22 protein-coding genes are annotated in these 24,230 nt (G+C 55.7%); 5 read left to right on the plus strand and 17 right to left on the minus strand.

Translation table 11 applies throughout. The annotated features are described in order from the left end of the window. Nucleotides 1-426: 426 nt before the first annotated feature. Genes KIH86_RS09850 through KIH86_RS09860 form a run of 3 tightly spaced genes read left to right on the plus strand, consistent with a single transcriptional unit; the run spans nt 427 to nt 1,945 of the window. The gene (locus KIH86_RS09850; protein ID WP_223084261.1) at nt 427-933 is read left to right on the plus strand and encodes a MerR family transcriptional regulator; all 507 of its coding nucleotides are present in this window, start codon (nt 427-429) and stop codon (nt 931-933) included. Beyond that, on the plus strand, nt 930-1,379 hold the full coding sequence (locus KIH86_RS09855; protein ID WP_223084262.1) for an SRPBCC family protein: 450 nt from the start codon (nt 930-932) through the stop codon (nt 1,377-1,379). The genes KIH86_RS09850 and KIH86_RS09855 overlap by 4 nt, the downstream gene beginning before the upstream one ends. Then, nucleotides 1,376-1,945: a dihydrofolate reductase family protein gene (locus tag KIH86_RS09860; protein ID WP_223084263.1), complete on the plus strand. Its 570-nt coding sequence runs from the start codon at nt 1,376-1,378 to the stop codon at nt 1,943-1,945. Before KIH86_RS09855 ends, KIH86_RS09860 begins: the two co-directional genes overlap by 4 nt. 155 nt (nt 1,946-2,100) lie before the next feature. Here KIH86_RS09860 and KIH86_RS09865 read toward each other — a convergent pair whose 3' ends face one another. The 16 genes from KIH86_RS09865 to KIH86_RS09940 form a co-directional block, all read right to left on the minus strand. Further along, on the minus strand, nt 2,101-4,173 hold the full coding sequence (locus KIH86_RS09865) for a beta-galactosidase (RefSeq protein ID WP_316503257.1): 2,073 nt from the start codon (nt 4,171-4,173) through the stop codon (nt 2,101-2,103). A gap of 203 nt (nt 4,174-4,376) precedes the next feature. Continuing rightward, nucleotides 4,377-5,954 (minus strand): extracellular solute-binding protein, encoded by a 1,578-nt coding sequence (locus KIH86_RS09870; protein WP_223084264.1) that lies wholly within the window; start codon nt 5,952-5,954, stop codon nt 4,377-4,379. Between the two features lie 75 nt (nt 5,955-6,029). Then, nucleotides 6,030-6,965: a carbohydrate ABC transporter permease gene (locus KIH86_RS09875; RefSeq protein ID WP_223084265.1), complete on the minus strand. Its 936-nt coding sequence runs from the start codon at nt 6,963-6,965 to the stop codon at nt 6,030-6,032. A gap of 19 nt (nt 6,966-6,984) precedes the next feature. Beyond that, nucleotides 6,985-7,902, minus strand: coding sequence for an ABC transporter permease (locus KIH86_RS09880; protein WP_223084266.1), 918 nt, complete (start codon nt 7,900-7,902; stop codon nt 6,985-6,987). Between the two features lie 216 nt (nt 7,903-8,118). After that, entirely contained in the window at nt 8,119-9,690 is a 1,572-nt protein-coding gene (locus tag KIH86_RS09885; protein WP_223084267.1) for a response regulator, read from the minus strand. A 128-nt stretch (nt 9,691-9,818) separates the two neighbouring features. Next, nucleotides 9,819-11,552 (minus strand): sensor histidine kinase, encoded by a 1,734-nt coding sequence (locus KIH86_RS09890; RefSeq protein WP_223084268.1) that lies wholly within the window; start codon nt 11,550-11,552, stop codon nt 9,819-9,821. 341 nt (nt 11,553-11,893) lie between these two features. Next, the gene (galU, locus tag KIH86_RS09895; RefSeq protein WP_223084269.1) at nt 11,894-12,805 is read right to left on the minus strand and encodes a UTP--glucose-1-phosphate uridylyltransferase GalU; all 912 of its coding nucleotides are present in this window, start codon (nt 12,803-12,805) and stop codon (nt 11,894-11,896) included. 21 nt (nt 12,806-12,826) lie between these two features. Then, complete coding sequence (locus KIH86_RS09900; protein WP_223084270.1) at nt 12,827-13,867, minus strand: glycosyltransferase family 2 protein; 1,041 nt, start codon at nt 13,865-13,867, stop codon at nt 12,827-12,829. Between the two features lie 90 nt (nt 13,868-13,957). After that, nucleotides 13,958-16,297 (minus strand): glycosyltransferase family 39 protein, encoded by a 2,340-nt coding sequence (locus tag KIH86_RS29825; protein WP_223084271.1) that lies wholly within the window; start codon nt 16,295-16,297, stop codon nt 13,958-13,960. A 294-nt stretch (nt 16,298-16,591) separates the two neighbouring features. Next, nucleotides 16,592-17,143 carry a DUF1697 domain-containing protein gene (locus KIH86_RS09910; RefSeq protein ID WP_223084272.1) on the minus strand — a complete coding sequence of 184 codons (552 nt, stop codon included), beginning with the start codon at nt 17,141-17,143 and terminating at the stop codon, nt 16,592-16,594. Then, nucleotides 17,134-17,451, minus strand: a complete 318-nt coding sequence (locus KIH86_RS09915) for an antibiotic biosynthesis monooxygenase family protein (RefSeq protein WP_223084273.1) — start codon at nt 17,449-17,451, stop codon at nt 17,134-17,136. The genes KIH86_RS09910 and KIH86_RS09915 overlap by 10 nt, the downstream gene beginning before the upstream one ends. 25 nt (nt 17,452-17,476) lie before the next feature. Next, a complete protein-coding gene (locus tag KIH86_RS09920) occupies nt 17,477-18,124 on the minus strand; it encodes a hypothetical protein (RefSeq protein WP_223084274.1) in 648 nt (215 codons plus the stop codon). Nucleotides 18,125-18,231: 107 nt separating this feature from the next. Continuing rightward, a complete protein-coding gene (locus KIH86_RS09925) occupies nt 18,232-19,338 on the minus strand; it encodes a GerAB/ArcD/ProY family transporter (protein ID WP_223084275.1) in 1,107 nt (368 codons plus the stop codon). A 23-nt stretch (nt 19,339-19,361) separates the two neighbouring features. Beyond that, nucleotides 19,362-19,565, minus strand: coding sequence for a hypothetical protein (locus KIH86_RS09930; RefSeq protein WP_223084276.1), 204 nt, complete (start codon nt 19,563-19,565; stop codon nt 19,362-19,364). Nucleotide 19,566: 1 nt separating this feature from the next. Then, complete coding sequence (locus tag KIH86_RS09935) at nt 19,567-20,754, minus strand: Ger(x)C family spore germination protein (RefSeq protein ID WP_223110419.1); 1,188 nt, start codon at nt 20,752-20,754, stop codon at nt 19,567-19,569. After that, nucleotides 20,721-22,424, minus strand: coding sequence for a spore germination protein (locus KIH86_RS09940; protein WP_223084278.1), 1,704 nt, complete (start codon nt 22,422-22,424; stop codon nt 20,721-20,723). The genes KIH86_RS09935 and KIH86_RS09940 overlap by 34 nt, the downstream gene beginning before the upstream one ends. A 196-nt stretch (nt 22,425-22,620) precedes the next feature. Here KIH86_RS09940 and KIH86_RS09945 point away from each other — a divergent pair, with 196 nt between their 5' ends. Beyond that, nucleotides 22,621-22,938, plus strand: coding sequence for an MGMT family protein (locus tag KIH86_RS09945; RefSeq protein ID WP_223084550.1), 318 nt, complete (start codon nt 22,621-22,623; stop codon nt 22,936-22,938). On the opposite strand, the gene KIH86_RS09950 is transcribed toward KIH86_RS09945, so the two are convergent. Continuing rightward, complete coding sequence (locus KIH86_RS09950; RefSeq protein WP_223084279.1) at nt 22,935-23,621, minus strand: DUF1361 domain-containing protein; 687 nt, start codon at nt 23,619-23,621, stop codon at nt 22,935-22,937. The genes KIH86_RS09945 and KIH86_RS09950 overlap by 4 nt on opposite strands. Before the next feature lie 161 nt (nt 23,622-23,782). Here KIH86_RS09950 and KIH86_RS09955 point away from each other — a divergent pair, with 161 nt between their 5' ends. Then, nucleotides 23,783-24,154 (plus strand): hypothetical protein, encoded by a 372-nt coding sequence (locus KIH86_RS09955; protein WP_223084280.1) that lies wholly within the window; start codon nt 23,783-23,785, stop codon nt 24,152-24,154. The last annotated feature ends 76 nt before the right edge of the window (nt 24,155-24,230 follow it).

Genomic DNA, 24,230 nt, shown 5'->3' on the forward strand with positions numbered 1-24,230 from the left:
GACAGGCGCCCACAGTTCCGCAATCGCACAATTGAAGCAGGCCCCTTCCGGTTCGGGAAGGGGCCTGCTTTCAATTGTAATGGGCCGATGTAATGGGCCGACAACCGGGCGCAAAACCCGGTTGTGCATATGATCCGGTTATGCATATGCTCCGATGAACCGTACCATAAGTAGGGGCAAGTTTTCTATGCGTATTCTATAAATAAATCATCATGTGATACTATGGTAATAACTAGAAAAGGGTCCGGGAGTGCAGCAGTGCAAACCGTCTTTCGCTCTTCCAACACCATAGCCTCCTGTTCACGAAATGTACAGGAGGTTAACTTTTGCAGTGGAACTTCATGCAACTTTAAATTTTGCTTGCACCTTACGTTACGTCATCTTTTATAGTAAAAATACCGGTAGACAACAAATGAAGGAGTTGTTATGAAACGATACTGGAAGGTAGGAGACATCGCCAAACTGACGGGACTGACCGTACGGACTCTGCGATTTTACAATCAAATTGGATTGTTTTCACCGTCCGGTCAGACGGAATCCGGTCACAGGTTATACGATGAATCCGACCTGTCGCGCCTACAGCAGCTTCTGTCGCTAAAGGAACTGGGCTTATCCCTTGATGAGATCAAGTCAGTTCTAGCCGGAGATCAGATCAGTCCGCTTGAAATCGTCAATCTGCAAATAGCCAAGCTCAAGGAGCAGATCAAACTTCAGCAAAAGCTCCTTGAACAACTCCAGCATGTATCCAAGTTGATGCAAGGAACAGCGTTAATTACGGTTGAAGACTTCACACAGCTTCTACAAGCGATGAAAAAGAACGAAAAGAAGCTGGTCATCGCGCGGCAGGTGAGCTGGGAACAGCATTTAGATGTTTTGGGTCATTTTCTTACCGAGGGAAATGAAGGAACGAAACCAAAGGAGGACAAATCATGACCGAACGATTCGTCAAACACTCTACTTTTGTCGTCGAGCGGACCTATCCGGCTTCGCCTCAGAGGGTATACCAGGCTTGGGCAGACCCAATTGCCAAATCAAAATGGTTTTCCAAGCCCGATATTTTTGAATTCCGTGTCGGAGGACGCGAATACAGCAGAGGAGGTCCGCCGGAGGGACCGGTCTTCACTTTCGACGTCTGCTACCAAGAGATTGTGCCGGAGCAGCGCATTGTTTATAGTTATACCCTAGATTCCGACGACATACGAATCTCTGTTTCCATCACAACGATCGAGCTCATCCCGATCGACGGAGGTACAAAGCTGTTTTTCACCGAGCAAGGGGCCTTCTTCGATGGGTATGATACACCGGAAGTACGGGAGCACGGAACGAATGAAATGCTTGATGCACTTGGCAAAGCACTCTTGGAGGAGGGGCGGATATGAGAAAACTCGTATTGTTCATGCATGTCTCGCTTGACGGGTATGCGACGGATTCGAACGGAGGACTGGATTGGATTCCGTACAACGAGGAACTTGAGAAATATGCCGAGGAGGTCGTAGCCGAAGTCGGCTCTCCCGTTTACGGACGCACAACGTATCGGTTAATGGAGAGCTACTGGCCCACAATGCTGGACAATCCGAATGCATCGAAGCATAGTATGGATCATGCCAATTGGCTGCAGGATGTAAAGAAAATCGTCATTTCCGGTACGATGGACAAGGCGGATTGGAACAATACGATGCTGATCAAGGACAATATCGCAGAGGAAATCAAGGCACTCAAGGAACAGCCAGGCAAGAATCTCGTCATCTTTGGCAGCCCGGGGGCGGCGAAGACGCTGCTTCAGCTCGGCCTGATCGACGAATTCCTTCTGACGATTTGTCCCGTTGTCTTGGGCGGCGGAAAATCGGTTTTTGACGGCGGCGGTGAGAAAACCAGGCTCAAATTGCTCTCCAGCCGAACGCTCAAGGCAGGCGTTATCGCGGCCCGTTACGAGTTGATAAAGTAGTTGCGTCGTACAATCGAACGGCCTCTCGCAATATGGTGAGTCATAATAGGCAAACAGAACTCCCCAAAGAAAGGGCCATCCGCAAAGGATGGCCTTAAAACTTGCCGTTACAGCCAGCGCGGAGATGCTTGCGATACGATAACGTCCTGCGCCCTCTACTTGCGGGCCGGGGCCGGGCGCTTCAGGATGCGTACGCCGTACAGCGGCAGCTCCAGAGTGCCGCCGGATACGGCCTCGCCGCTCTCGGCATCGGTGAAGGCTTCGCCGCCCAGCTCCACCTTCCCTGTGCGGCCCGAGAAATTGAGCAGGAACACGTACTCATGCTCCCCGTCCGTCCGAAGCTGGGCTGTTACTCCCTTCGGCAGCTCCGCATCCAGCGAGCGGAGAACGCCGGCTTCCTTCACGAGTCCGCCGTAGAAGGCTTCGTAGAAGGCCGGATCGCTGACCCGGGCGGCGAGATAATATGCCTTGCCCTCGCCTCTATGGTTCACGGTGAGCGCCGGGCGTCCGGCATAGAAGTCGTCGCCGTATACCGCAAGCGCCTCCGCGCCTTCGGTGTGAATCAGCTCGCACAGCTCGCGGATTTCGAATTCGCCGCCGAAGTCTGCGCCTTCGCCCATAACGAGCCGGTTGGACTGGTCATCATGCAGCCCGTCGATCTCTTCGGCCCAGACGCCGACCGTCTGCCGCAGCGGACCCGGGAAGCCGCCGAGATACGTCAAATCGTTCTCGTCCACTACGCCGGACCAGTACGTTACCACCAGTGTTCCGCCACTCTGCACGAACTTGTCAATCGCTTCGCCCGTGCTCTCCCGCAGCAGATATGCCATCGGCAGAATGAGCAGCTTGTAGGCCGAGAAATCGTCGTTCGAGCCGACGATGTCGGTTGGCACGCCCATTTCCCACAGTGCGCGGTAATGCTGCAGGACGGTCTGCTCATAGTGCAGTCCGCCGTTGCGCGGACCCTGGGCATCATTCACAGCCCAGCGGTTGTCCCAGTCGGCCAGAATGGCGGCTTCGGCCGGAACGGTTGTGCCGACAACCTCGGTCAACCCGGCCAGCGTCTGCCCCAGCTCCGCGACGTCCCGGAAGACGCGCGTATGCTCATGCCCGGCGTGGTCGATCACCGCGCCGTGGAACTTCTCGCTCGCGCCCCGGCTCTTGCGCCACTGGAAATACTGAACCGTATCCGAGCCGTGAGCAACTGCCTGCAAGGAAGACAGCTTGTGCATCCCCGGCTTCTTCAGCTTGCTGACCGGCTGCCAGTTCGTGAGGCTCGGCGTGCTCTCCATCAGCATGAACGGCTTATGCTTCAAGGTCCGGAACATGTCATGGTTGAAGGCGAACCAGGAGGCGATATTGCCTTCGGAAGCCGCTTCATGCCAGGTCGGATAAGCATCCCAGGAGATGACGTCCACTTCCTTCGCGAACTCGCGGTAGTCCAGACCGTAGAACCAGTCCATAAAATTGGTCGTACAGGGCAGGTTCGGGTTCGCTGCCTTGAGCGGCACGATCTCATGCTTATAGAAATCAATCGTCTGGTCGGACACGAAGCGCCGCCAGTCCAGATTCTGTCCGTGCACCATGCTCTCGCCGTGCGGAGACGGAGACTCGACCTGGGACCATGATGTGTACGTGTGGCTCCAGAACTTCGTCCACCAGGCCATGTTCAGGGCTTCCAGTGTGCCGTATTTCTTCTTCAGCCAGCCACGGAACGCCTCCTGGCAATAATCGCAGTGGCATTCGCCGCCATACTCGTTGGAGATATGCCAGCCGATGACGGCCGGATGATCAGAATACCGCTCGGCCAGTCTGCTGTTGATGATCGTCGTCTTCTCGCGGTAGACCGGGGAGGTCATGCAGTGGTTATGACGCATGCCGTGCAGGTTGCGGACGCGGTTCTTCTCCACGCGCAGCACTTCCGGGTACTTCTCCGACATCCATGCCGGACGGGCGCCTGTCGGAGTGGCCAGCCAGGCGTAAATTCCGTTAGCGGCGAACCGGTCCAGCACCTGATCCAGCCAGCCGAATTCGAATACGCCTTCCTCCGGCTCAAGCATCGACCAGGAGAAAATGCCGACGGCCATCACATTGCAGCCGGCCAGCTTCATCATCCGGATATCCTCCTCCAGCACCTGCGGATCATGCAGCCACTGATCGGGGTTATAATCGGCTCCATGCATCAAGACGGGCAGCTTCGGGCTGATGGGCGGGAATTTAACAGTCATGGGTTTCTCTCCTTTATGTGGGTTGTTAAGGGTTATCAAGATTCAAGAACGGCAGAAGCCCCTAATGGCAAAAGGGAGACCTCGGTCTCCCCCGCTTGCTTGATCCGATCCGCACCCTAATGGCTTGCCGGACGGCCTTGCCTAATGAACACCTTACGGGCCTTGCCTGCCTGTATTCTCTTGGATCTGCCTTCGCTTACTTCTTACTTGGACTGGTTAGCCAGGAAAGTGTCAATTTGCTTCTGCAGCTCAGTCTGGATCTTGTCGATACCAGCCGATTTCAACTGGCTGACCAGATCCTTCTGGCCTTTGTCCAGATCGTCGATCAGACCGTATTCCAGCGGAATTGCATAACGGAGCATCACATTGCCTACGTTGGCGACTTCAGTCTTCACGTTGGCATCGTCAAAGACGAATGTTTCCAGCGGGAAGTGATACACGCTCTTCATCCAGGTATCCAGCATGTCGTTGGCTTCCTGCGGGTAAGTCGAGCTTTGACGGTTCAGAGGCGAGTTCCAGCCCCAGTTCGAGAATCCGGTGTAGTTGGCTGCGCTCGGGCCCGGGTTATACTTGTCGTCGCCGACTGCCTCATAGTGCTTGCCGGAGATGCCGTACATCGTCAAGTCGTGGATTTCCTTGTCGTTCTGCAGCAGGTCGATCAGCATCAGCGCGCGCTCCGGATTCTTGGAGGTTGCATGGATGGCCATACCGTTCTGTGTGGAGATAGCGGCAAGCTTCTTCTTGGTTGGCGTCAGGTCGGCGATTGCATACTGCACATCCGGCGTGTCACGCTTCGCTTCTTCAATGTTCGCGGCAAGCGTGCCGAGGTTCTGTGCGTAGGAGGCGATCTTGCCGGCCTTCATATCCTGCCATACGTCGTTCTTGTTGCTGACGATATTCTTCGACCATGCCTTGTTGTCAGCGAGGTCTTTGTAGTATTTCAACAGCTGCGTAAATTCGGGAGTATCGTATACGTTGAATACTTTGCCTGTCGCATCATCCAGCTTGTAAGCCAGCGGGGTGTTGTAGTCGACCAGGTTCCATTCATTATTCTGCTCGAGCATGATCTGATCCAGCTCATGCCACTTCCAGCCGTCTGCCGGCTTGGCGCCAAAAGCGTTGATGCCTTTTTCACCAGCTGCAATCGCTTTCAGGTAAGCGGCATACGTTTCCGGACTGTTAACCGGCTGCAAATTATACTTCTTGACGAGATCTTCACGGATCAGCACCGCTTTGTCCGTTACTTCCGCATTATTGTTAGGAACCATGAACAGCTTGCCGTTCACCTTGGCCTGATCCCAAGCGACTTTATCCATGGCGGCATAGGTTTGCGGCGCGTACTTCTGCAGCATGTCGTCGGTCAGCTCCAGGAAGCCGCCTTTCAACGCCTGGTCATTATAGTAAGCCCAGTTCGCCGTATATACCAGATCGAAATCTTCATTAGCCGCAAATTTCAGCGGGTATTTCTGGTTCCAGTCCGCCCAATCCAGGAATTCGACGTCCACGGTAGCGTTGATTTTCTGCTTCAGCAGCGTATTCAATTTATCGAATACTTCGTTGTAATCCGCCGGCTGGCCGCCGACCAGAATCATTTTCAGCTTAACCTCTTTGGATGTATCCGCAGCCCCGTTGCTTGCCGACGCAGAAGCAGCCGGTGCGGTTCCCGCCGCGTCTGTAGCAGCCGCGCCACTGTTCGAATTTCCTCCGCCGCAGGCGGAGAGGGCCGCTGCCATCGCCATGGTCATGGACAACAGCAGCAAGGATGTCTTCTTTTTACGCATCGCTAAAATCCCCCTTAAAGATTTCATTCGTATTAATCAGGACTACTCTATATTGATAACCAGGTTGCCCTGTGGTCATCCTTTGACTGCGCCGATGGTGAGACCTTGTACGAAGAAGCGCTGGATGAACGGATACGCCAGAAGGATCGGGCCCGTCGCCACAACGGTCATCGCCATCTTAAGGCTCTCCGTTGGAATGCTGCCGGTGACTACCGCCCCGGACTGCATCATCGCTTTCCGCATGCCGTCCATATTGCCAAGCATCTTGTACAGGTAGTACTGCAGCGGCATAAGTTCCGATTTGGAGACGAACAGCAGCGCGTTGTACCAGTCATTCCAGTAAGCAAGAGCGATGAACAATCCGATTGTAGCCAGAGCAGGCTTGGACAGCGGCAGAATCAGCGAGTAGTAGATCCGGAAATCGCCTGCGCCGTCGATTTTGGCCGATTCGGTAATGGCATCCGGTATGCTGCCCATGAACGATTTCATGACGATGATGTAGAAGACGTTCAGCAGCATCGGCAGGATCAGCACGACCAGCGTATCTTTCAGATGCAGGTAGTTGACGATCATCAGATACCAGGGAACAAGTCCCCCGTTGAACAGCGTCGTGAAGAAGAAGAAGAACGAGAACTTGTTCCGCCATCTGAAATCGCGCCGGGTCAGCACATAAGCCGTCATGGACGTCAGGAACAGTCCCAGCAGCGTGCCAATTGCCGTTACCGCAATCGTCACCCCATACGCTTTCAGCATATCCTTCGGGAATTCGAAGAGAATGCGGTAAGCTTCAAGCGAGAAAGTGGACGGAATCAGCGAATAGCCGTTCAATGTGATGGCGGTCTCTTCCGTCAGCGAAGACGAAACGACCAGCCAGAATGGAAGCAGACAGAGCAGCGCAAGCAGCGTCAGCGAGACATACCCGATTACGGACAACAGGATTCGGTCGTTGTGGCGGATCTTTTTGCCCGCAGGCTGCGATCCGGCTCTGCTATCTGAGACAACAGTACTCATCTTAAGTTCCCCTCCTTTATTAGAACAGTGCGCGATCTTTATCGTATTTGCGGACCGCGAAGTTGGCCAGCATGATCGTGACGAAGCCGAGAACCGACTGGAAGAAACCGGCGGCTGCCGACATCCCGATATCATTGGACGTGATCAGCGAGCGGAATACATAAGTGTCGATAACGTCGGTGGAGGAGAACAGCAGACCGTTGTTGCCCACCATGTTGTAGAACATCCCGAAGTCGCCTCTGAAAATATTGCCGATCGCCAGCAGCACCAGAATGATGACCGTCGGCATCAGGTTCGGGATCGTAATGCGGAAGATACGCTGGAAGATGTTCGCGCCGTCGATCTGGGCGGCTTCGTACATTTCCGTATCAATGCTCGTAATGGCGGCCAGGTACATGACTGAACCGTAGCCAAGCGTCTTCCAGGCGGTGACAATAACCAGGATGAACGGCCAGTAGGACGGCGTGTTGTAAATGTCGATCTTGTCAAAGCCCAATGCAGCGAGCAGCGTATTCACAGTACCTACGTCAAAGTTGAACAGGTTGTATGCGATAGCTCCAACCACAACCCAGGAGATGAAGTACGGCAGGAACATCAGCGTCTGGGTGATTTTGCGGAACCACTTGCCCGCCACTTCGAACAGCAGGATGCCGGCGAAAATTTGCAGCAGGTTGTTCACAATGATGAAAGCGATATTATAAAGAGCTGTATTGCGCGTCACCCTCCAGGCGTCCCCCGATTCAAAGAAGAATCGGAAATTGTCCAGCCCGTTCCATGGGCTTCCAAAGACTCCCCCGCTGTAGTCGTATTTTTTGAAGGCCAGCACAATCCCCGCCATGGGGATGTAAGCCAACAGGATGAAAAACAGAACGGCCGGAGTTAGCATCAGGAGCAGCATCCGGTATTTTTTCAATTCGCCCCAAAAGCCTTGTCTCATCTTTTTCACTCCTCTTTCCCTTTCCTCGGTAACAACTCAAGTATACCCGGGCTAACCCTCGGGACGGGATTCAGCGGAGCAACTAAAAGTAATACTTTTTCTACGATCGAGATAACGCTTTCTTTATGGCCTGGTTCTGGAAAAAAAGAAAAGACGGGCTGCCGCCCGTCCCTTGCGATTATCTTCGCGTCTTACCAAGACATTGCACAGCGGGCGCTAAATTTTGTGCTTCTTGCGGTACTCGCCGGGTGTCATGTTCATCGCCTGCTTGAACTGCCGATTGAAGTAAATGATATTCTTGTAGCCCATCCGTTCCGCGACTTCATAAATCTTGAGCCCGGGATCAGCCAGCAGCTCGCACACCCGCGCCAGCCGCCGCTCGTTCAGAAAATCGCTGAAATGCGTCCCCGTCTCCTCTTTGAACAGATAGCCCAGATAATTCGGTGTAAAGTCAAAATGCGCGGCCACTTCCTTCAGCGTCAGCTTCTGCTCCAGATTGTCCTCCACATAGGAAATGATGCTGTCGATCAGCTTCCGCTTCTGCCGCTGGCGTTTGACGTAGAGCAGCTCGGACAGCTCGAAGAAGCGCCGGCGCAGCCAGGACAGGATATCATGGACGGTCTCGAACTGGAACAGGAGATCCGGCTGGTGGGTATCCCATTTCAGCAGCTCGTACAAATTCTCGTTCATCGTCAGCAGCTCGGCATGCAGCCTCGACGTAATGCGTATGATCAGCTCATATGCCTCATTGCGGCTGGACAGCGGCGCGTCGCCGCCGAACAGCCGGAGCAGGCAATCGTCGATGGCCACCAGATCGTATTCCTTGATCGCGACGATCATTTCATCCAGACGTTCGTCAAAGCGGTCGCTCGGCTCCCCGGCCGGCATCGCCGGCGCGGCCTCCCGCAGAAGGCGGTTCTTGCCAAGCAGCCATTTGGCGCTGAGCGCCGCCTGCGCTTTCTGGTAAGAGTCCCAGAGCTCCGCTTCGCCATGCGCAAAAGGGCCGGCGGAAGCCGTCACGGTGAAGGCAGTCTTCCGCTGAATGTGGATGATCAGCTCCTGCAATCCGGCAAGGAAATCATCCTCCTGCAGCGAGGCCAGCAGCAGACAGCGCTCATGCGGGATGGCAATGCAGGTTCCAAGCTGACGCTCGGCGGCGAAAGACCGGATGCAGGCAATGACCTCGCCCGTCCGGGCTCTTCTTGCCCGTTCGGAGCTGTCTCTTGTCTTCCATTCGACATCGTCGACTTCAATCAGCGCGGCCGCCGTTCCGCCTTCCAGTATCGGCGCCAAAAGCCGCTTGATCCGCTCCTCTTCCCATTCCGCGGAATCGCCGTTCAGCCAGCGAAGGATCAGCTCCTCGTTCACAAGCGACAAGGCTTCGGAGAACGACCGGTTCTCTTCCCGTTCCTCCTCCACCTTCCGGCAGAGATCCGTCAGCGTCGCATACAGCTCCGCGTCCTCCACGGGCTTAAGCAGATAGGCCGAAGCATTGAGCTCAATCGCCTGTTTGGCATAGTAGAAGTCCTCATGTCCGCTGATAAATACGATTTTTACATCGGGGTTGATCGCTTTCGCTTTACGCGCAAAATCGGTTCCCGTCATGATCGGCATACGGATGTCCGAGAGAATCAGATCGATCCGCTCGCTCTCCATGACCTTGAGCGCATTGAAGCCATTGTTGGCCGCTCCGGCCACTTCGATATCAAGACCGCTGTTCAGCACGCGGCGGCGCATCCATTCCAGATCGACCGCCTCGTCGTCCACAAGCAGCAAACTGACGCTCATCGTTATTCCCTCCTTGCCTGCCATCCGCGAAGGGCGGGTCCGGGCAGGGCAGAATATCCCCTTTCCCCCATCTTAGCCCCGGTTCACCCAGAGCGGTATTGGGGGATTCAATAAAAACCTATACTTTTTCAAAGATACGCAGCTTCTTCTTCACGCCGTGCCGCATCCTCCGCGCTTTCATAGGGAAGCCGGATGCGGACGGTGGTCCCGGCTCCGTAAATACTGGCGATGGTCACGCCATAGCCTTGTCCGTATTTCAATTTGATGCGTTCATCCACATTCTTCACGCCATAGCCGCCGGTCTCGCTCTTGCCCGCCATAATCCGCTCGACCGTATCCTCCCGCATGCCGATTCCGTTGTCGATTATCTTCAGTTCAATTTCGTCGCCGACTCGTCTTCCGGAAATCCGGATCGCGATAGTTTCGTCAAACCAGGCGTGCTTGAACACATTTTCCACGAACGGCTGCAAAATAACCTTGATGACGACGGCCTGCATGATCTGCGGCTCGACATCGACGTAGACCGCAAAGGCATCGGCGTACTTCACTTTCTGGATTTCCAGATAGGTCTCCACCTGCTGAAGCTCCTGCTCCATCTCGATCTCGACATGCCCCCGGTTCAGAGTCAGGCGGTAGAAGCGGGACAGTCCCTGAACCATCTCCGTTACCTTCCGCGTCTCTCCCAAATTGGCCAGGCTGCTGATCGTGGATAACGTGTTATACAGAAAATGCGGGTTGATCTGCGACTGGAGCGCCTCCAGCTCCGCTTGCTTGCGCTTGATGTCCTGGACATAAACGCTGCTGATCAGATCCTGAATGTTCTTCGCCATGATATTGAAGGCGTCGGCAATCTGCCGGAATTCGTCATTCCCCGAGAAGCGGATGCGCTTCTGGAAGTTGCCTTCCTGGAAGGAGCGGACCAGCGTGACGATCCGCGACATTTTGCGCCCGGACAGGCGGGCGACCAGCAGGCCGATGCAGGCCATGACAAGAAAGCTGATGGCGCATACAGCGAAGATGATCCGCTGCATTTTGCCGGCATCCTTGTGCAGGTAGGAAGGCGGAACGACGGCCTCGATATAGAATCCGCTGTCCGGAATCGTCTCCTGCAAGGTCAGAAACCGGTCATTCACCTGATTGTCCTTGCCGTCCCCCCTCTGAAAAATAACCTCGTCCGTATCCGACTTCCGCAGCCGCACCGTAACGCCCTGATCGACCGGAAACGTAGCGAAGTTGCCGAACAGATCGCTTAGAGATGCCGTGATCCGCACGTAGCCGATAACCGTCTTGTAATCGCTGTACGAGACAAGTCTGCGGATATGCGAAATATTTCCGAGCTTGCGGTCCGTATCGATCTGCAGCCAGATATTATCATGTTCCGACTCCTTGTTATTCTTGTACCAGGTGGTGTTCTCGATATCGTGATAAGACAGAATATAATAATCGCTGCGCTTGATCTGCTCATCAAGGTTATCGCCGGACACAATGTTGAGATCCTCGTTGAAGGTGTACAGCATGAGCCGGATATGATTGCCGAACAGCTTCAGCGGCGAGGTGATCTGCGGCACGATTTCGTCAAGCATGACCAGATAAATATCGTAAGGCGTCCCTTTCTTCTGCAGCGCCCGTTGAAAAGACAAGCTGCCGAACAGCGTATCCGACATCCGCTGAATTTCATCCATCTGGTAGCGGATATTGCTGCTCGCCTGCTTCATTCCCGTCCGGATGTTCGTCTCGGCCATATCGGTCCGCGTTCCGACCAGCATGGCATAGGAAATATAACCGATTACGGCGTCGGTAAACAGCACCAGCAGCAGGTAAGGAATCATCATCTTATAGGTAAAAGGCATGTATCTCTTCATGGCAATAGCATCCCCCCGGGGACAGAGTCGTATGTCCTATAATAACGCTACCACACGCAGAGAAGGAAGAGAAAAATTCAGCGGATGAGACGCGGCAGCAGGCTAGGAAAGGCTAGGAAGGGCAAGGATAAACGCCTGACAGCGTCCTTTAGGCGCCGAGCGTTTACCGAGAAATAGAAGACTAATGATAAACACGCAGCATATAAATTCTTATCTTTCAAAATAGCCCCACAAAGTGAGGCCCCGAAAATGTAAAGATTCTATACAATCAAAAAAAGCACCGGATCAAGGTCTATGCCCTGTTCCGGCGCCTTTGATGGAACTTCCGTCCCGGCGTCCTGTTATCCATACCGCTTCCTTCCCGCAGGCTCTTCCCGGCCCTCGCCGATCTGCTCCATGAGTCCCCGCAGATAAGGCAGCAGCAGCGGACGCAGCTCCTCGCGCTGAAGTCCGATCTCCAGAGTAGCCTGGATGTATCCGAATTTATCGCCGATATCGTATCGTCTGCCCTGAAGATCGAGGGCCAACAGACCTTCCCTGCGGCAAATTTCATGCAGCGCATCAGTTAACTGGTACTCGCCGCCCGCGCCCCGTGATAATCCCGCCAGCACGGAGAAGATGGAAGGCTCCAGAATGTAGCGGCCCATAACCGCGTAAGTGGAAGGAGCCAGGGCCGGATCGGGCTTCTCGACAAGGCCCTTGACCTCGTGTACCCCGGCGCGTCCACCGTCCGAGTCGATAATGCCGTACTTGCCCGTCTCCTGCTTCGGCACCTGCTGCACTCCGACGATCGTCATAGGCCGCCGTTCGTAGAGCTGCATCATCTGCTGCAGGGCCGGCGTCTCCGATACCATGATGTCGTCGCCCAGCAGCACGGCGAACGGCTCGTCGCCGATGAACTGCTCGGCGCACAGAATGGCGTGGCCCAGTCCCAGCGGCTCCTTTTGCCGGATATAATGGATGCTCGCCAGTTCGCTGATCGCCCGGACTTCGCGCAGCAGCTCCTTCTTGCCCTTCTCCTCCAGCGTCTGCTCCAGCTCCACAGACTTGTCGAAATGATCCTCAATCGACTTCTTGTTGCGTCCCGTCACGATAATAATGCTCTCGATGCCCGATCGGACGGCTTCTTCCACGATATACTGGATCGCCGGCTTGTCAACGATCGGCAGCATCTCCTTCGGCTGGGCCTTTGTCGCCGGCAGGAACCGGGTGCCAAGCCCCGCCGCAGGAATAACGGCTTTCTTGATTTTCATATTCGCTCGCTCCTTCCCCGATCACGATGGTTGCTTGGACTCGTAGTTTTTGGTCTCGTAGTTCTTAGGCTCGTAGTTCTTGGGCTCGTAGCTCTGAGGCTGCACGCGGACAGGCTGCTGCTGCTTTTTTCCTTGGTACACCTCATTGACGATATAGAGCGGACGGCCCTTCGATTCATCGTAGATGCGGCCGACATATTCGCCGAGAATGCCCAGCATCAGCAGAACGAAGCCATTGAAGGTCAGCGTGATGCCGATCATCGATGCCCATCCTTTGACTGCCGAATCGGTGAAAATGGCCAGATACAGCACATAGAGCAAATAGATGAACCCTGCCGCCGACAGCAGCCCGCCGATATACCCTGCCAGCTTCAGCGGTTTGTATGAGAATGAAGTGATACCGTCCAGCGAGAGCTTGACCATCCGCTTCAGCGGGTATTTCGTCTCCCCTGCCAGACGTTCGTCCCGCTCATACTCGATGGCCTTCTGGCGGAAGCCTACCCAGCTGACGAGTCCGCGGACGAACCGGTTCTTCTCCGGCAGACGCTTGAGCTGATCGCATACCTTCCGGTCGATCAGGCGGAAGTCTCCGGTATCAACCGGAATATTGATATCGGTGGAATAAGCGAGCACGCGATAGAACATGCTTGCCGTCCATTTCTTGAAGAAGGTCTCGCCCTTGCGCTTGACGCGCTTCGCATAGACAACCTCATATCCGTTCTTCCATTCGTCGATCATCTGCAGAATCAGCTCCGGCGGGTCCTGCAGGTCGGCGTCGATAATGATCACCGCATCCCCCTGGGCATAATCCATGCCCGCTGTAATCGCCACCTGGTGGCCGAAGTTCCGGGAGAAATCGATGAGCTTCACGCTCTCGTCCCAGTAGCTGTACTCCTCGATCATCTGCGCGCAGCTGTCCACGCTGCCGTCGTTGACGAAGATCAGCTCATACGGCTCGCCCGCCGTGCCCATGACCTTCTTGATCCGGCGATAGGTCTCCTGAATGACCGCTTCCTCATTGTACATCGGGATAATGACGGAATAGCGCACATTTGAACCCATGTTAGCTCCTCCTTTATTAATAGGGATGGCAGGCGCGGGATATGGAGTCCCGCGCCGCCGTCAATCCTTCTCGGCAAGGCTGCCCTTCGCTTAATTCAGCGTTACTTCATAGAGCGTACCGCTTGCGCTTCCGCCGGTTCCCTGCCATTCCGAGGACGGGATTTCCTTGCCATGCTCGGTGATCCAGGTCGTCAGCTCCGAATTGCCGCCCATACCGCCGCCCATGCCGCCGCTTGTGATGTAGAAGTACTTGACCTTGCCGCTCTTAACGAACGCCTGCAGCGTATCCGTCGTGTAAACGACGTCGGAGCCTGAGAAGCCGTTAAGAATGACAACCTTGTTGCCCTCAACAATGTACGGACCGCCTGTGCTGTAATTGGTGGTAGCGAACAGATACTCCTCGCCGGTATTATGCTCTTTCAGATAAGCCACCAGCGATTCGTTGACGTTCTCGCTGCCGTTCATACCGCCGCCGAAGTTTCTGGAGCGGCTGTCGTCGCGGCTGTCTGTTCCGTTCTGCGCCTCTGTATCATTTTGTCCGGCATTTCCTGTGCCGTTCTGACCGTTCTGGCCGTTATTTCCGGCCGTACCGGTTCCGTTCTGTCCGTCATCGCCCGGCTGCCCGGATTGGGCGCCGTTCTGCGTACCGCCTGGATTGAAGCCGCCCGGCATCTCCATACCGGTCGGAAGCGTCATACCGCCTCCGCCAAAGCCGCTGCGGCTGCTGTCCGGGCCGGCCGCCGGCGTCATGCTGTTCGAGCCGTAGACGATCGGAGTCAGCGACCAGTAGAACGGACCGACCAGCAGAACGAACAGCCCTGCGATGGAGATGAATCGGATGAACGGCTTCCCGCTTCCCTTCAGCATGATCAGAATCGCTGCGACTGCAATGCCTGCGATCAGGATGCCGTAGGACCAGCCGGCGCCGATCGTCGCTTTATACGGATGCAGAATGTACCACTGGAAGCCCGCCGTAACGAGAACGGCCGCCGGCAGCAGCCAGGAGAGCCAATTCGTGCCCTCCCGGTACAGCTTCCACAGCTTGACGAAGCTGGCGCCAGCCAGCGCCGCGATCGGAGGTGCCATCATGATGAGATAGTATTGATGGAAGAAGCCCGCGATGCTGAAGAACCCGGCAACCGGAACAAGCCAAGCCAGCCAGAAGAGCGCCTCTTTATGTTTCTGGGTAAAATGGGTTCTGCGCACACTGGAGAACAAGCCGACGCAGCCCAGGATAATGAATGGAAGCAGCCAGCTGGCCTGGCCGGACAGCTCCTGCTGGAACAGACGCAGCGGACCGGCCGTACCGGTGTTGAACATGCCGCCACCGCCCATTCCGCCTTGGCCACGGCTTCCTCCCATCCGTCCGCCGTCATCCCTGCCGCCGGTGAATTGTCCAGTGCCAGCGCCGTTCTGCCAATTGCCGTTCGCGCCGCTCTCTGCGGATGCGGCGCTCACCGCATCGGCGGAGCCAGAGCTGCCGCCGGACTGCGTTTGTCCGCCCGCTCCATTCTGCATACCCGGTACTCCACCGCCTTGACCGTTCATGCCCGGCATCTCGCCCATCATGCCCTGCGCGAAGCCTGCCGGCATTTCACCGCCCTGCATCCGCTGGAAGTTGCCTCCGCCCCCGGTGTTGCGATCCCCTGTCAGACGGGACACGCCATTATATCCGAAGGCCAGGTTCATAACCGAGTTGTTACCGCTGCTTCCGATATAAGGACGTTCGCTGGCCGGGATCGAATCCACGATCATCGCCCACGATACGGAGATGACCAGCATAACGGCTGTGCATGCCGCCAGGATGCCGGTTTTCTTCTTCCAGTTCATCTTCACGGCCAGCCAGTAAAAAAGAACAAAGGCGGGAACTATCATATAGGCCTGAAGCATCTTCTCGTTGAACGCTACGCCGATCAGCGCGAACGCGGCGATCAGGCTGCCGATCTTGGTATTTCTCGCTCCCCGGAAGAGGAACCATGTCGCCAGCAGCAGGGTGAACACCAGCATGGCGTCGATGTTGTTCGTCCGGCTGACGGCCGCGGCCACCGGAGTAAGGGCCATCGCCAGAGCCCCGATGCGGGCCGCTCCCTTGCCGAAGGAAGGCTTCACGAGCAGGTAGACCAGCAGAACCGACCCTACCCCTGCCAGCGCCTGCGGCAGAATAACGACCCAGCCTTTCAGGCCGAATACCCACGCGAACAGCGTCTGTATCCAGAACACCACCGGCGGCTTATCCACCGTTACCGAGCCCGCCGAGTCCAGCGAAGCATAGAAGAAGTTATGCCAGCTCTGCAGCATGCTGCCGACCGCGCTGGTGTAGAATAAATTCACATACTTGTCGTTCCAGATCCCGTACCCGTACAGAAATGCCGCCAGCAGCATAATGGCGATCAGAATCGGGTCCGAAATGAGCTTACGGATTGATTTCATAACATCACTCTCCATCCACACAATGTATCTTCGGGGGCTCGTTCCTTGACGACCGCGCCGCCCGTCCTCTTCTGTTTTGTATTATCACACCCCTACCTTAACTCCCCCTGAAACCAAGCTGAATGTTTACTGAAGGCTCAAATTCCAACAAATCCTGATTTTGTAAAATAAATGCCTGAGCACAACAAAAAAAAACGGCTCCGGGCCGATCGGGTCCGAAACCGCCTTGCTATGACTGATGCTCTAGGCTCGCTGAAAGTACGATTGAATGCGTTCCAGCAGGGAATTCCCGCCTCATTCTCCTGCCATCGCCGCCAGCTTCGTTACCGTATTCCAGTTCCGTGAGGTGGCAGACAAGCCCAGCACCTTGTCCAGCGATACCTTGAACAGCGGAGAATCGCTGATCTTCGTATGGAACAGTATATACATGTCTCTCCCTGCGACCCTGATCATATCTTCGCCGTTCTCATAAGGGGCCAGACGCTCCAGCGCTTCCTTATCCGGCTCACCGGACAGAAAGAAGACATGCAACCGCTTGAAATCCTCGGCGGCGGCAAGCTCGAAAGGATTGCCCGCGATGACGGACACAAGCTCCTCAGCGCTTCTAACAACCACAGAAACACCGAAACCGAATGCGGCCCGAAATCCGTCCTCGATGGTTTGGCGGACCGTCTCTCCGTTATCTCCTTCTCCGGTTTCAAATACAACATTGCCGCTCTGAATATAGGTTCTCGCGTTCCGGAATCCCAAGTCTTCAAACAGCGCCTTCAGATCCTGCATCTTGACGATATTGTTCCCGCCGACATTGATTCCGCGAATCAGGGCAATGTACACATTCATCGCCATGCCCCGCCTCCTTCACTCCGGAAGACGGAATCGAAATGCTCCACAACCGGGAACGGATCGTAATAATGATGCAGCAGCGCCTTCCAGCGCTCATACTGCGCCGAGCCCCGAAAGCCCTCCGTATGATCCTCCAGGCTCCGCCACCTGACAAGCAAAAGGTACTTATGGTCATCCTCCAGGCATTTTTGCAGCTCGTGGCCCAGGTAGCCGTCAATGGAGGCGATAAGAGGCGACGCCTCCCTGAAGCTCTCTTCGAAGTCCTCCGTCATCCCCGGCTTGATATGCAGCAGCGCCGCTTCCAGAATCATGCCCCTCTCCGCCTTTCAGATATCATCACTTCTCCGGGATTCTCGATTTCCGGATGAATTCATGAACTAAATTATTCACGACAATAAGTACCGCCAGCGACTCGTTGACTGTTCCGACTTCCAGGGAATGGTTCGCCTCGTCGATCTTGCAAACCGACACACCACGGACCCCGTTCAATTCTTCCGCATTCCGGCTGCCGAACAGCGGGTCCGCCCCGCCGTAAATAACCGTCCCTCCGGTCTTCAGGATATGCGGAATCGTCTGCGGCAGCGGCGTCAGGTACAGACACTCCGCCTTGCCCGAGAATTCCGGGCTTGAGGCTATTGCGCCCGCGATCACCGTGCCGATGCTCTTGCCGATGAACAGCAGCCGCTCGTACGCCGGAAGCGACGCCAGCGCCTGACGGCATTCTTCCTCCAGAATGCCCATCTCCTCGCGCTTCAGCTCGGTCCGGGCACTCTGATAGCCGTACTCCAGCAGCAACAGATCGCAGCCGTATTCAAGCGCCACTTTACCCGAATAATGAAGCAGCGGCATCTCAGCCGGATAGTTCTTGCCCGGGAACATAATGGCGAGCGTCTTGGAGCCCTGGCAGTAATATTTGTGACGAGTCTCCCGCCCCCAATGCGACGGCATCGACACATATGTAATGACTTTCTCTTTATCCGCCATGCTTCTTGCGCCTCCCGACAGATCGTCTTGCCGCGGCTTCCCGCCTGCGGCTATCTTCCCATTATAACCCGGATACCGGAAGCGATGGAAATCCGGGTATCTGCCCGCTATTTCTCTGCCGTCTCCTTCTTCAGCCTGCCTCTCCGGGCGGCAATTTCCGCTCCCGCCAGCAATGCGGCAGGCAGAAGAACCTGGAACGGGAAGGCAAATACTTTATAGATGTGAAAGGAGAAATATACCATGTCCATGATGTTCTTATACACAAAATCCGCAAAAAGGATCATAATCAGGCCAGTCTGCAGCACAACGGAGCGGTAGCTCTTCAGATTGAAGAGATGGGCGATGCCCCTGGCCGCCACGTAGATGCATACGCTGACTTTCACGAATAGGGCCGTTACAAAAATAATCGCCGATGAGCCTTCAATCCGCTCCAGGAAATCTCCAATATCAATCCGGCTTACCGCTACGTAGGAAGGAAAATACAGACTTGAAATGACCTCCGGCCCGAGAACAAGCAGATTGCGGAGAGTGACGGCCAGCATCAGCAAGCCTGCAATCCCGAAGCCGCCCAGCAGCGCCTTGTAAAGCGGTGTTTTAGCGGAAAGACAATCGAAGACCCCAAGGAACAGTACAACTTCTCCGAAAGGAAAAGCGAAGGTCGTAGCCGCATCTATGAATATGCCCCTCCATCCCTTGTCCAGCAGCGGCTTGAGATAATGAGGATTAAAATTAGGAATGGACAGCAGCAGCACGATTACCAGGCCCGTGATCGCTACGAGAAATAGAAACTTGGACGTCCTCCCCATCACTTCTATACCCGAGTGCGCCACCCAGATGCCCAGCAATCCGACTCCCATCATCGGAACGAGCATCGGGGTTGCGGTAAGGGCGATTGTCTTGCTGAATTCTCCGAAGTCGCGCAGTGCGATAGCGCCCAAATACATAGCGTACCCGATAAACAGGCAGGACAAAGACTTGCCGATGAGTTTGCCGAACACCGACTCAAGCATCCCGTACAGATTTTTTCCGGGGAGAAGAGCTTGCAGCCGGGCATAGAGCAGCATTAACGGACAAGCCAGCGCCATGGCGATGAGAACTCCGATCCAGGCGGAATTTCCCGAGGCGCCGGAGTTGCCTAAGAACAGGGAACCTCCCATACAAAAAAGCACAATGCTCGCAATCGATTGTCCGCCGGGTATGATCTCTTTACTCATGCTGTTTCCTCCCGCATCATCGTTTAGTACAGCCGCTTGACCAGATTAACAATCAAAGGAGACGGGCTCGGAAGCTCCCATCCCATCGCCAGCGCGAAAGCGATCAGAAAGGATATTCCCCAGAGGACCGAGCAGACATAGCCCTCCCGCTTCATCCCCTGCCTGAAGAGCCCATAAGGGTCAATGAAGAACAATGCGGCATAAGTCATTACGACGAGAATTGGCATCTCAATGCCCGATCCGGATCGTACGGCTCGTTTTTGCGCTGCTCTCAATAATGATCTTCGTCTGCACCGCCACTTCCAAATTCGTGAATTCTTCCTCCCAGGAATTCTGAATCTTGCTCCAGGTGTTCTTCATGCCCTCATGCACAATCTCGCCGTATCCGAAAATATCCGAGTGAAAAGTATGCTGGGCTTTATCAATTACTTGCTCAATGCCCGCTTTCAGCTGTTCCTCGGCCAGTTTTTCAATTTCCTTGATATCCCCGTTCTTCTGCAGGTCCTCCTTCATCATCACCTCGCCAAGACTCACATGGGTCACTGTGGACACCTCCATCCGGAGCCTTCCATTCCGGAGTACCGGGTGTATCCTCGTCTTGCTCGACAAAATCTCCAGCGAATATTCCGGCTTGCCTGACTTGTCCTTGACGGTAAGAATACCGCCTTTTACGTCATTGCTCGCGAACATCATGTACCTGCTCTCCTCCCCGCTCAGCTTGCCGATCATGCGGTCTCTGGCAAAAACAGCTGTTCCGTCCACGCGCTCGGTCTTCTTTCCTCCCGGCGACTTCTCGATCCTGATAAGCGGGGCAACAGCATATTTCCCTTTGGACTCAATTCTGCCTATAAAATCCCAAATCTCAACGACCGGAGCTGTGCCTGCATTATGCTCATCCCTCATCAACTGCTCCAGATTGAATGACACGACTGCCTGCATCGGGCTGTTAAGTTCCAGAATTTCGCGTGCTGTCTTCTCCGTAGAGACAAAAATATAAATATCCGATCTGGTTTCGGTGTCGCGATTGTACCAGTCCATTACCTTGATCAGTCCCTCTCTCGCGATTTCCTCACTGAAAATGATCGCTTTGGAGTGGGACCAGAACAGTCTTTTCCCGGTAACCGAGATCATGTTTCTGACCGTTTCAAACATCGTATCTCCCGTCAGTGAGGCGATCTTAAAACCGACTTTGGTATTTTTGGGCTCGCCGGACGTATCCACCAGCTCTGCCGACAGTCTCAGCTCCCCCTCCTGTTCTCCCTTGTCCACAGCGACTCCGGCGACGATGGACATATCCTCCACCTCCTTGTAATTCCAGCATCCGGATGTCAGCGATATCGCCAGGATCAAGAGCAGCTTTACTCCCAGCCTCACGCTGCGCATCATGCCTTCGGCCTCCCTGTCCGCTGTCTCCATACATTACGGAGTCCCGTCACGGCCGGACGGACCCGCATATCCCACCAGGGCGCCCGGACAGCCGTATCCTTGATATCTTCGGGCTTAATTGAGCTCGTGCCGAGCATATAAGGGGTACCGAAGGAGCGAAGGCTCATCAAATGGATGAGCACGCCGAGCATGCCGAGAAACAAGCCGTATGATCCGAGAAAAAAGGAACAAAAGAGCAGCAGAAACCTGACGACGAGCAGCGGTCCGGTCAGTCTGGGATTTAGCAGGGTTGTAATGCCCGTTACTCCGACGACGATCACCATAGGGGCGCTGACAATCCGGGCATCGACGGCCGCCTGGCCAAGCACCAGTGCGCCTACGATGCTGACGGCCTGGCCGATGGAGGTTGGGATGCGAGCGCCTGCCTCCCGCAAAATTTCGAACGTGAGGATCATCAGCACCGCCTCCACGATCGTGGGAAAGGGGACGGCCATCCTTGAGGCGGCGATGCTGAGCAGCAGCTTCGTGGGCACCATTTCCTGCGCATAGGTTACCCATGCCACATACATGGCCGGAATGCCGATGGACAAGAGAGCGCCGCCCAGCCTTAGCAGCCGGTTAAAGGAAGCAAAATAATAGTTGATGTAATAGTCTTCGCTGGCCTGGAAATTCTCGATGAACAGAAAAGGCAGCGACAGCGCGAAGGGAGTTCCCTCGATCAGCACACCGATCCTCCCCTCCATCAGCTTGCCAACCAGCGTGTCCGGCCGTTCCGTGCTGCCGATAGTGTCGAAGGGAGAATAAGGCTCATCCCGGATTAGCTCCGCGAGATAGCCGGTGTCCAGAATATGGTCGATGTCGAGCTCGTTCAGCCGTTTTTGCAGCTCTTTCAGAATAGCCGGAGGGGCCAGGCTCTCCAGATAGCAGATGCACAGGGGTGTGCGGCTCCGCCGACCGACCTCAATGAATAGAAATTTCAGGTCCGGCGCCTGCACCCGTCGGCGGATCATCGACAGGTTCACGGACAAGGTCTCGGTGAACCCTTCGCGGGAACCGCGGATCGTCTTCTCTGTCATGGAATCCGAGATTGCACGCGACTCCCAACCTTGTGTTCCGATGATCAGCGATCCTGCATGACCGTCGATGAACAGCAGCGAATGCCCGCTCAGCGCGGCAGAAATCGCCTCGCTCATATCCGAAGTTGCCCTGACGTCAGCCGCGCTGATGATACGGCTCCTGATTTCTTCAAGCAGCTCAGGCGGCGCCATCCGCACACCGTCCGGAAGCGAATAATTGATGATCGGCTTAATAACGCCTTCCTGCAGGATCAGGCGGTCGATCATTCCGTCAAGGTACAGGAGCCCGCAGCGAAATCCGCCGCCGGGGTTCTCGATAACCCGGATGCGAATCGTCCCGTCGCTTCCGAAGACCTTGCGGAACCGGCCGAGTGTCTCGTCCAGGGAGCTGCTGAGGGTGAGCTCGGCGTTCTCCCCGGCGGTCTGCGATGTCCCGCCATGTCCGTATGGAACGGACTGCCCGTTCTGCCGACTCTGACTATTCCGGCTACCCATTCCGGCCTGCCCGCTTTCCTTCGGTTGTCCGCTCTCTCCGCCTGGTCCGTTCGGACCGGCTGTCCCTTCTGTTCCATCAGATCCGCCGGGCCCGTTCAGTCCGGCTTGACCGTTCCCGCCCTCCGGCATGGCAGTCGCCTCCTTTTTTGCTTAATTATCCCCCGTTATCCGGCTTGTATGCGCAGCGCCAGTGTCTGCCGCAACAAGAAACGGCATCCGCAAACACGCGGATGCCGTGAACCGCTGCGCGTCCGTTAAGGATCTGCGCAGCTTCATATAATGCTATAATCGGAGAAGAATTATGACGAAAGGGGCTGACCCAGCCATGCAGCCGTTCACAGAAAAGGCGATCTCCGTTATCCAGTCCATTCCCGAAGGGAAGGTGATGACTTACGGAGGCGTGGCCGCCGCCGCAGGCAGCCCGCGCGGGGCAAGACAGGTGGTGCGGATTCTGCACAGCATGAGCCGCAGTCACAGGCTTCCCTGGCACAGGGTCGTCAATGCGCAGGGCCGAATCTCGCTTGGAGAAGGCGAAGGGGGCGAGATTCAGCGCCTGTATCTGCTGGGCGAGGGCGTCCTCTTCGACGGAAGCGGCGCGATCAACCTGAAGACCTTCGGCTACGAGCCGGAGCAACCGGCCTAAAACCGAAGGGTCTCTTCCTTGCTGCCCCTTGTGTTCAACAGCGTGTACAGCGTCGCGTAAATGACAAGAAGCACTATGGCGATAAAGAAGCTGAAGAAGACAGACTGTCGGTTGACACTGTCGAGCATCAGCTCATACAGCCGGTGCCTGTCGGTCAGCACCTCCCAGCTGTTGAGCCGGTACACCCTGCCGAGCAGGACGCCGTATCCGCCGAGAGCGCAGGCCGCAAGTACGAATACCCAAGACAGGGCCATGCCGTTTTTGCGCCAGATGACAGTCTGGAACTGGTACAGCGAGAAGAATCCGGTCAGCCAGGCGCTCCAGGTGAACAGCAGCAGCATGGTCAGATCGTACCAGAACCGGCTCTGGACGGCGCCATTCACGATATATAGAGCGCTGCGATTGGTCAAATGCAGCAGGTCTGTCATGATGTAGGGAGCATTGGGGAAGAATACCAGCCAGGCAGCGCCCAGCGGGAGCAGCAGCAGACTGCGCGGGTGATGCTTGTAGAGCATATGGGCCGCCAGCGAGAACAGAAACGGCACCCAGGCCAGAAACAGATTCCAGATCAGAAATTTGTAAAAATTGTCGGTCCGTACGGAGACGACGCCGTACACGGCCAGTGTAGCCGCCGTCAGACCGGCCAGCAGCAGAAACACCTTGCGATAATTAAGCTCCTTCACCTCTGTGATCTACTCCTTTATACGCGGGTGATTTTTGGATATAAAACCTATTGTAGCGAGAAGCGGCATCGAAAGTCCAGTTTCGGGGCTGGGGACACCGGGCGAATCCGGGCGGCGATAAGACGACGGGACGGGGGCTCGGCGCGGACAATGGACAAGGGATGGGGGACCCGGCGCAGAGCCGCCGCGGTCCGACTGCCGGTCCGCCGGGCGGCAGTCGTCTGTCCCGGGCGGACATGACGGCGCACAAGAGCGCAGGCGATCCCGGACAATCCGCGCGGGTCCAAGACGGCGGGACGGGGGTTCGGCGCGGACAATGGACAAGGGATGGGGGACCCGGCGCAGAGCCGCCGCGGTCCGACTGCCGGTCCACCGGGCGGCAGTCGTCTGTCTGGGGCGGACATGACGGCGCACAAGAGTACAGAAAGCCTGTTCCGGATCATCGGAACAGGCTTTCTGCGGTTTCTCGTCCGGGCATTATGTCCGGGCATTATGACTATGCGGACAATGAGGCGGGACGATTACAGTGTTGAGGATATGGCGTGTGATGATAGCACGCAGGCACGCAAATTGCGATGTGGGCCGCCCCTGTCAGGCAACGGCCGGACA

This window comes from Paenibacillus sinensis (assembly GCF_019904155.1).
GTDB lineage: Bacteria > Bacillota > Bacilli > Paenibacillales > Paenibacillaceae > Paenibacillus_AQ > Paenibacillus_AQ sinensis.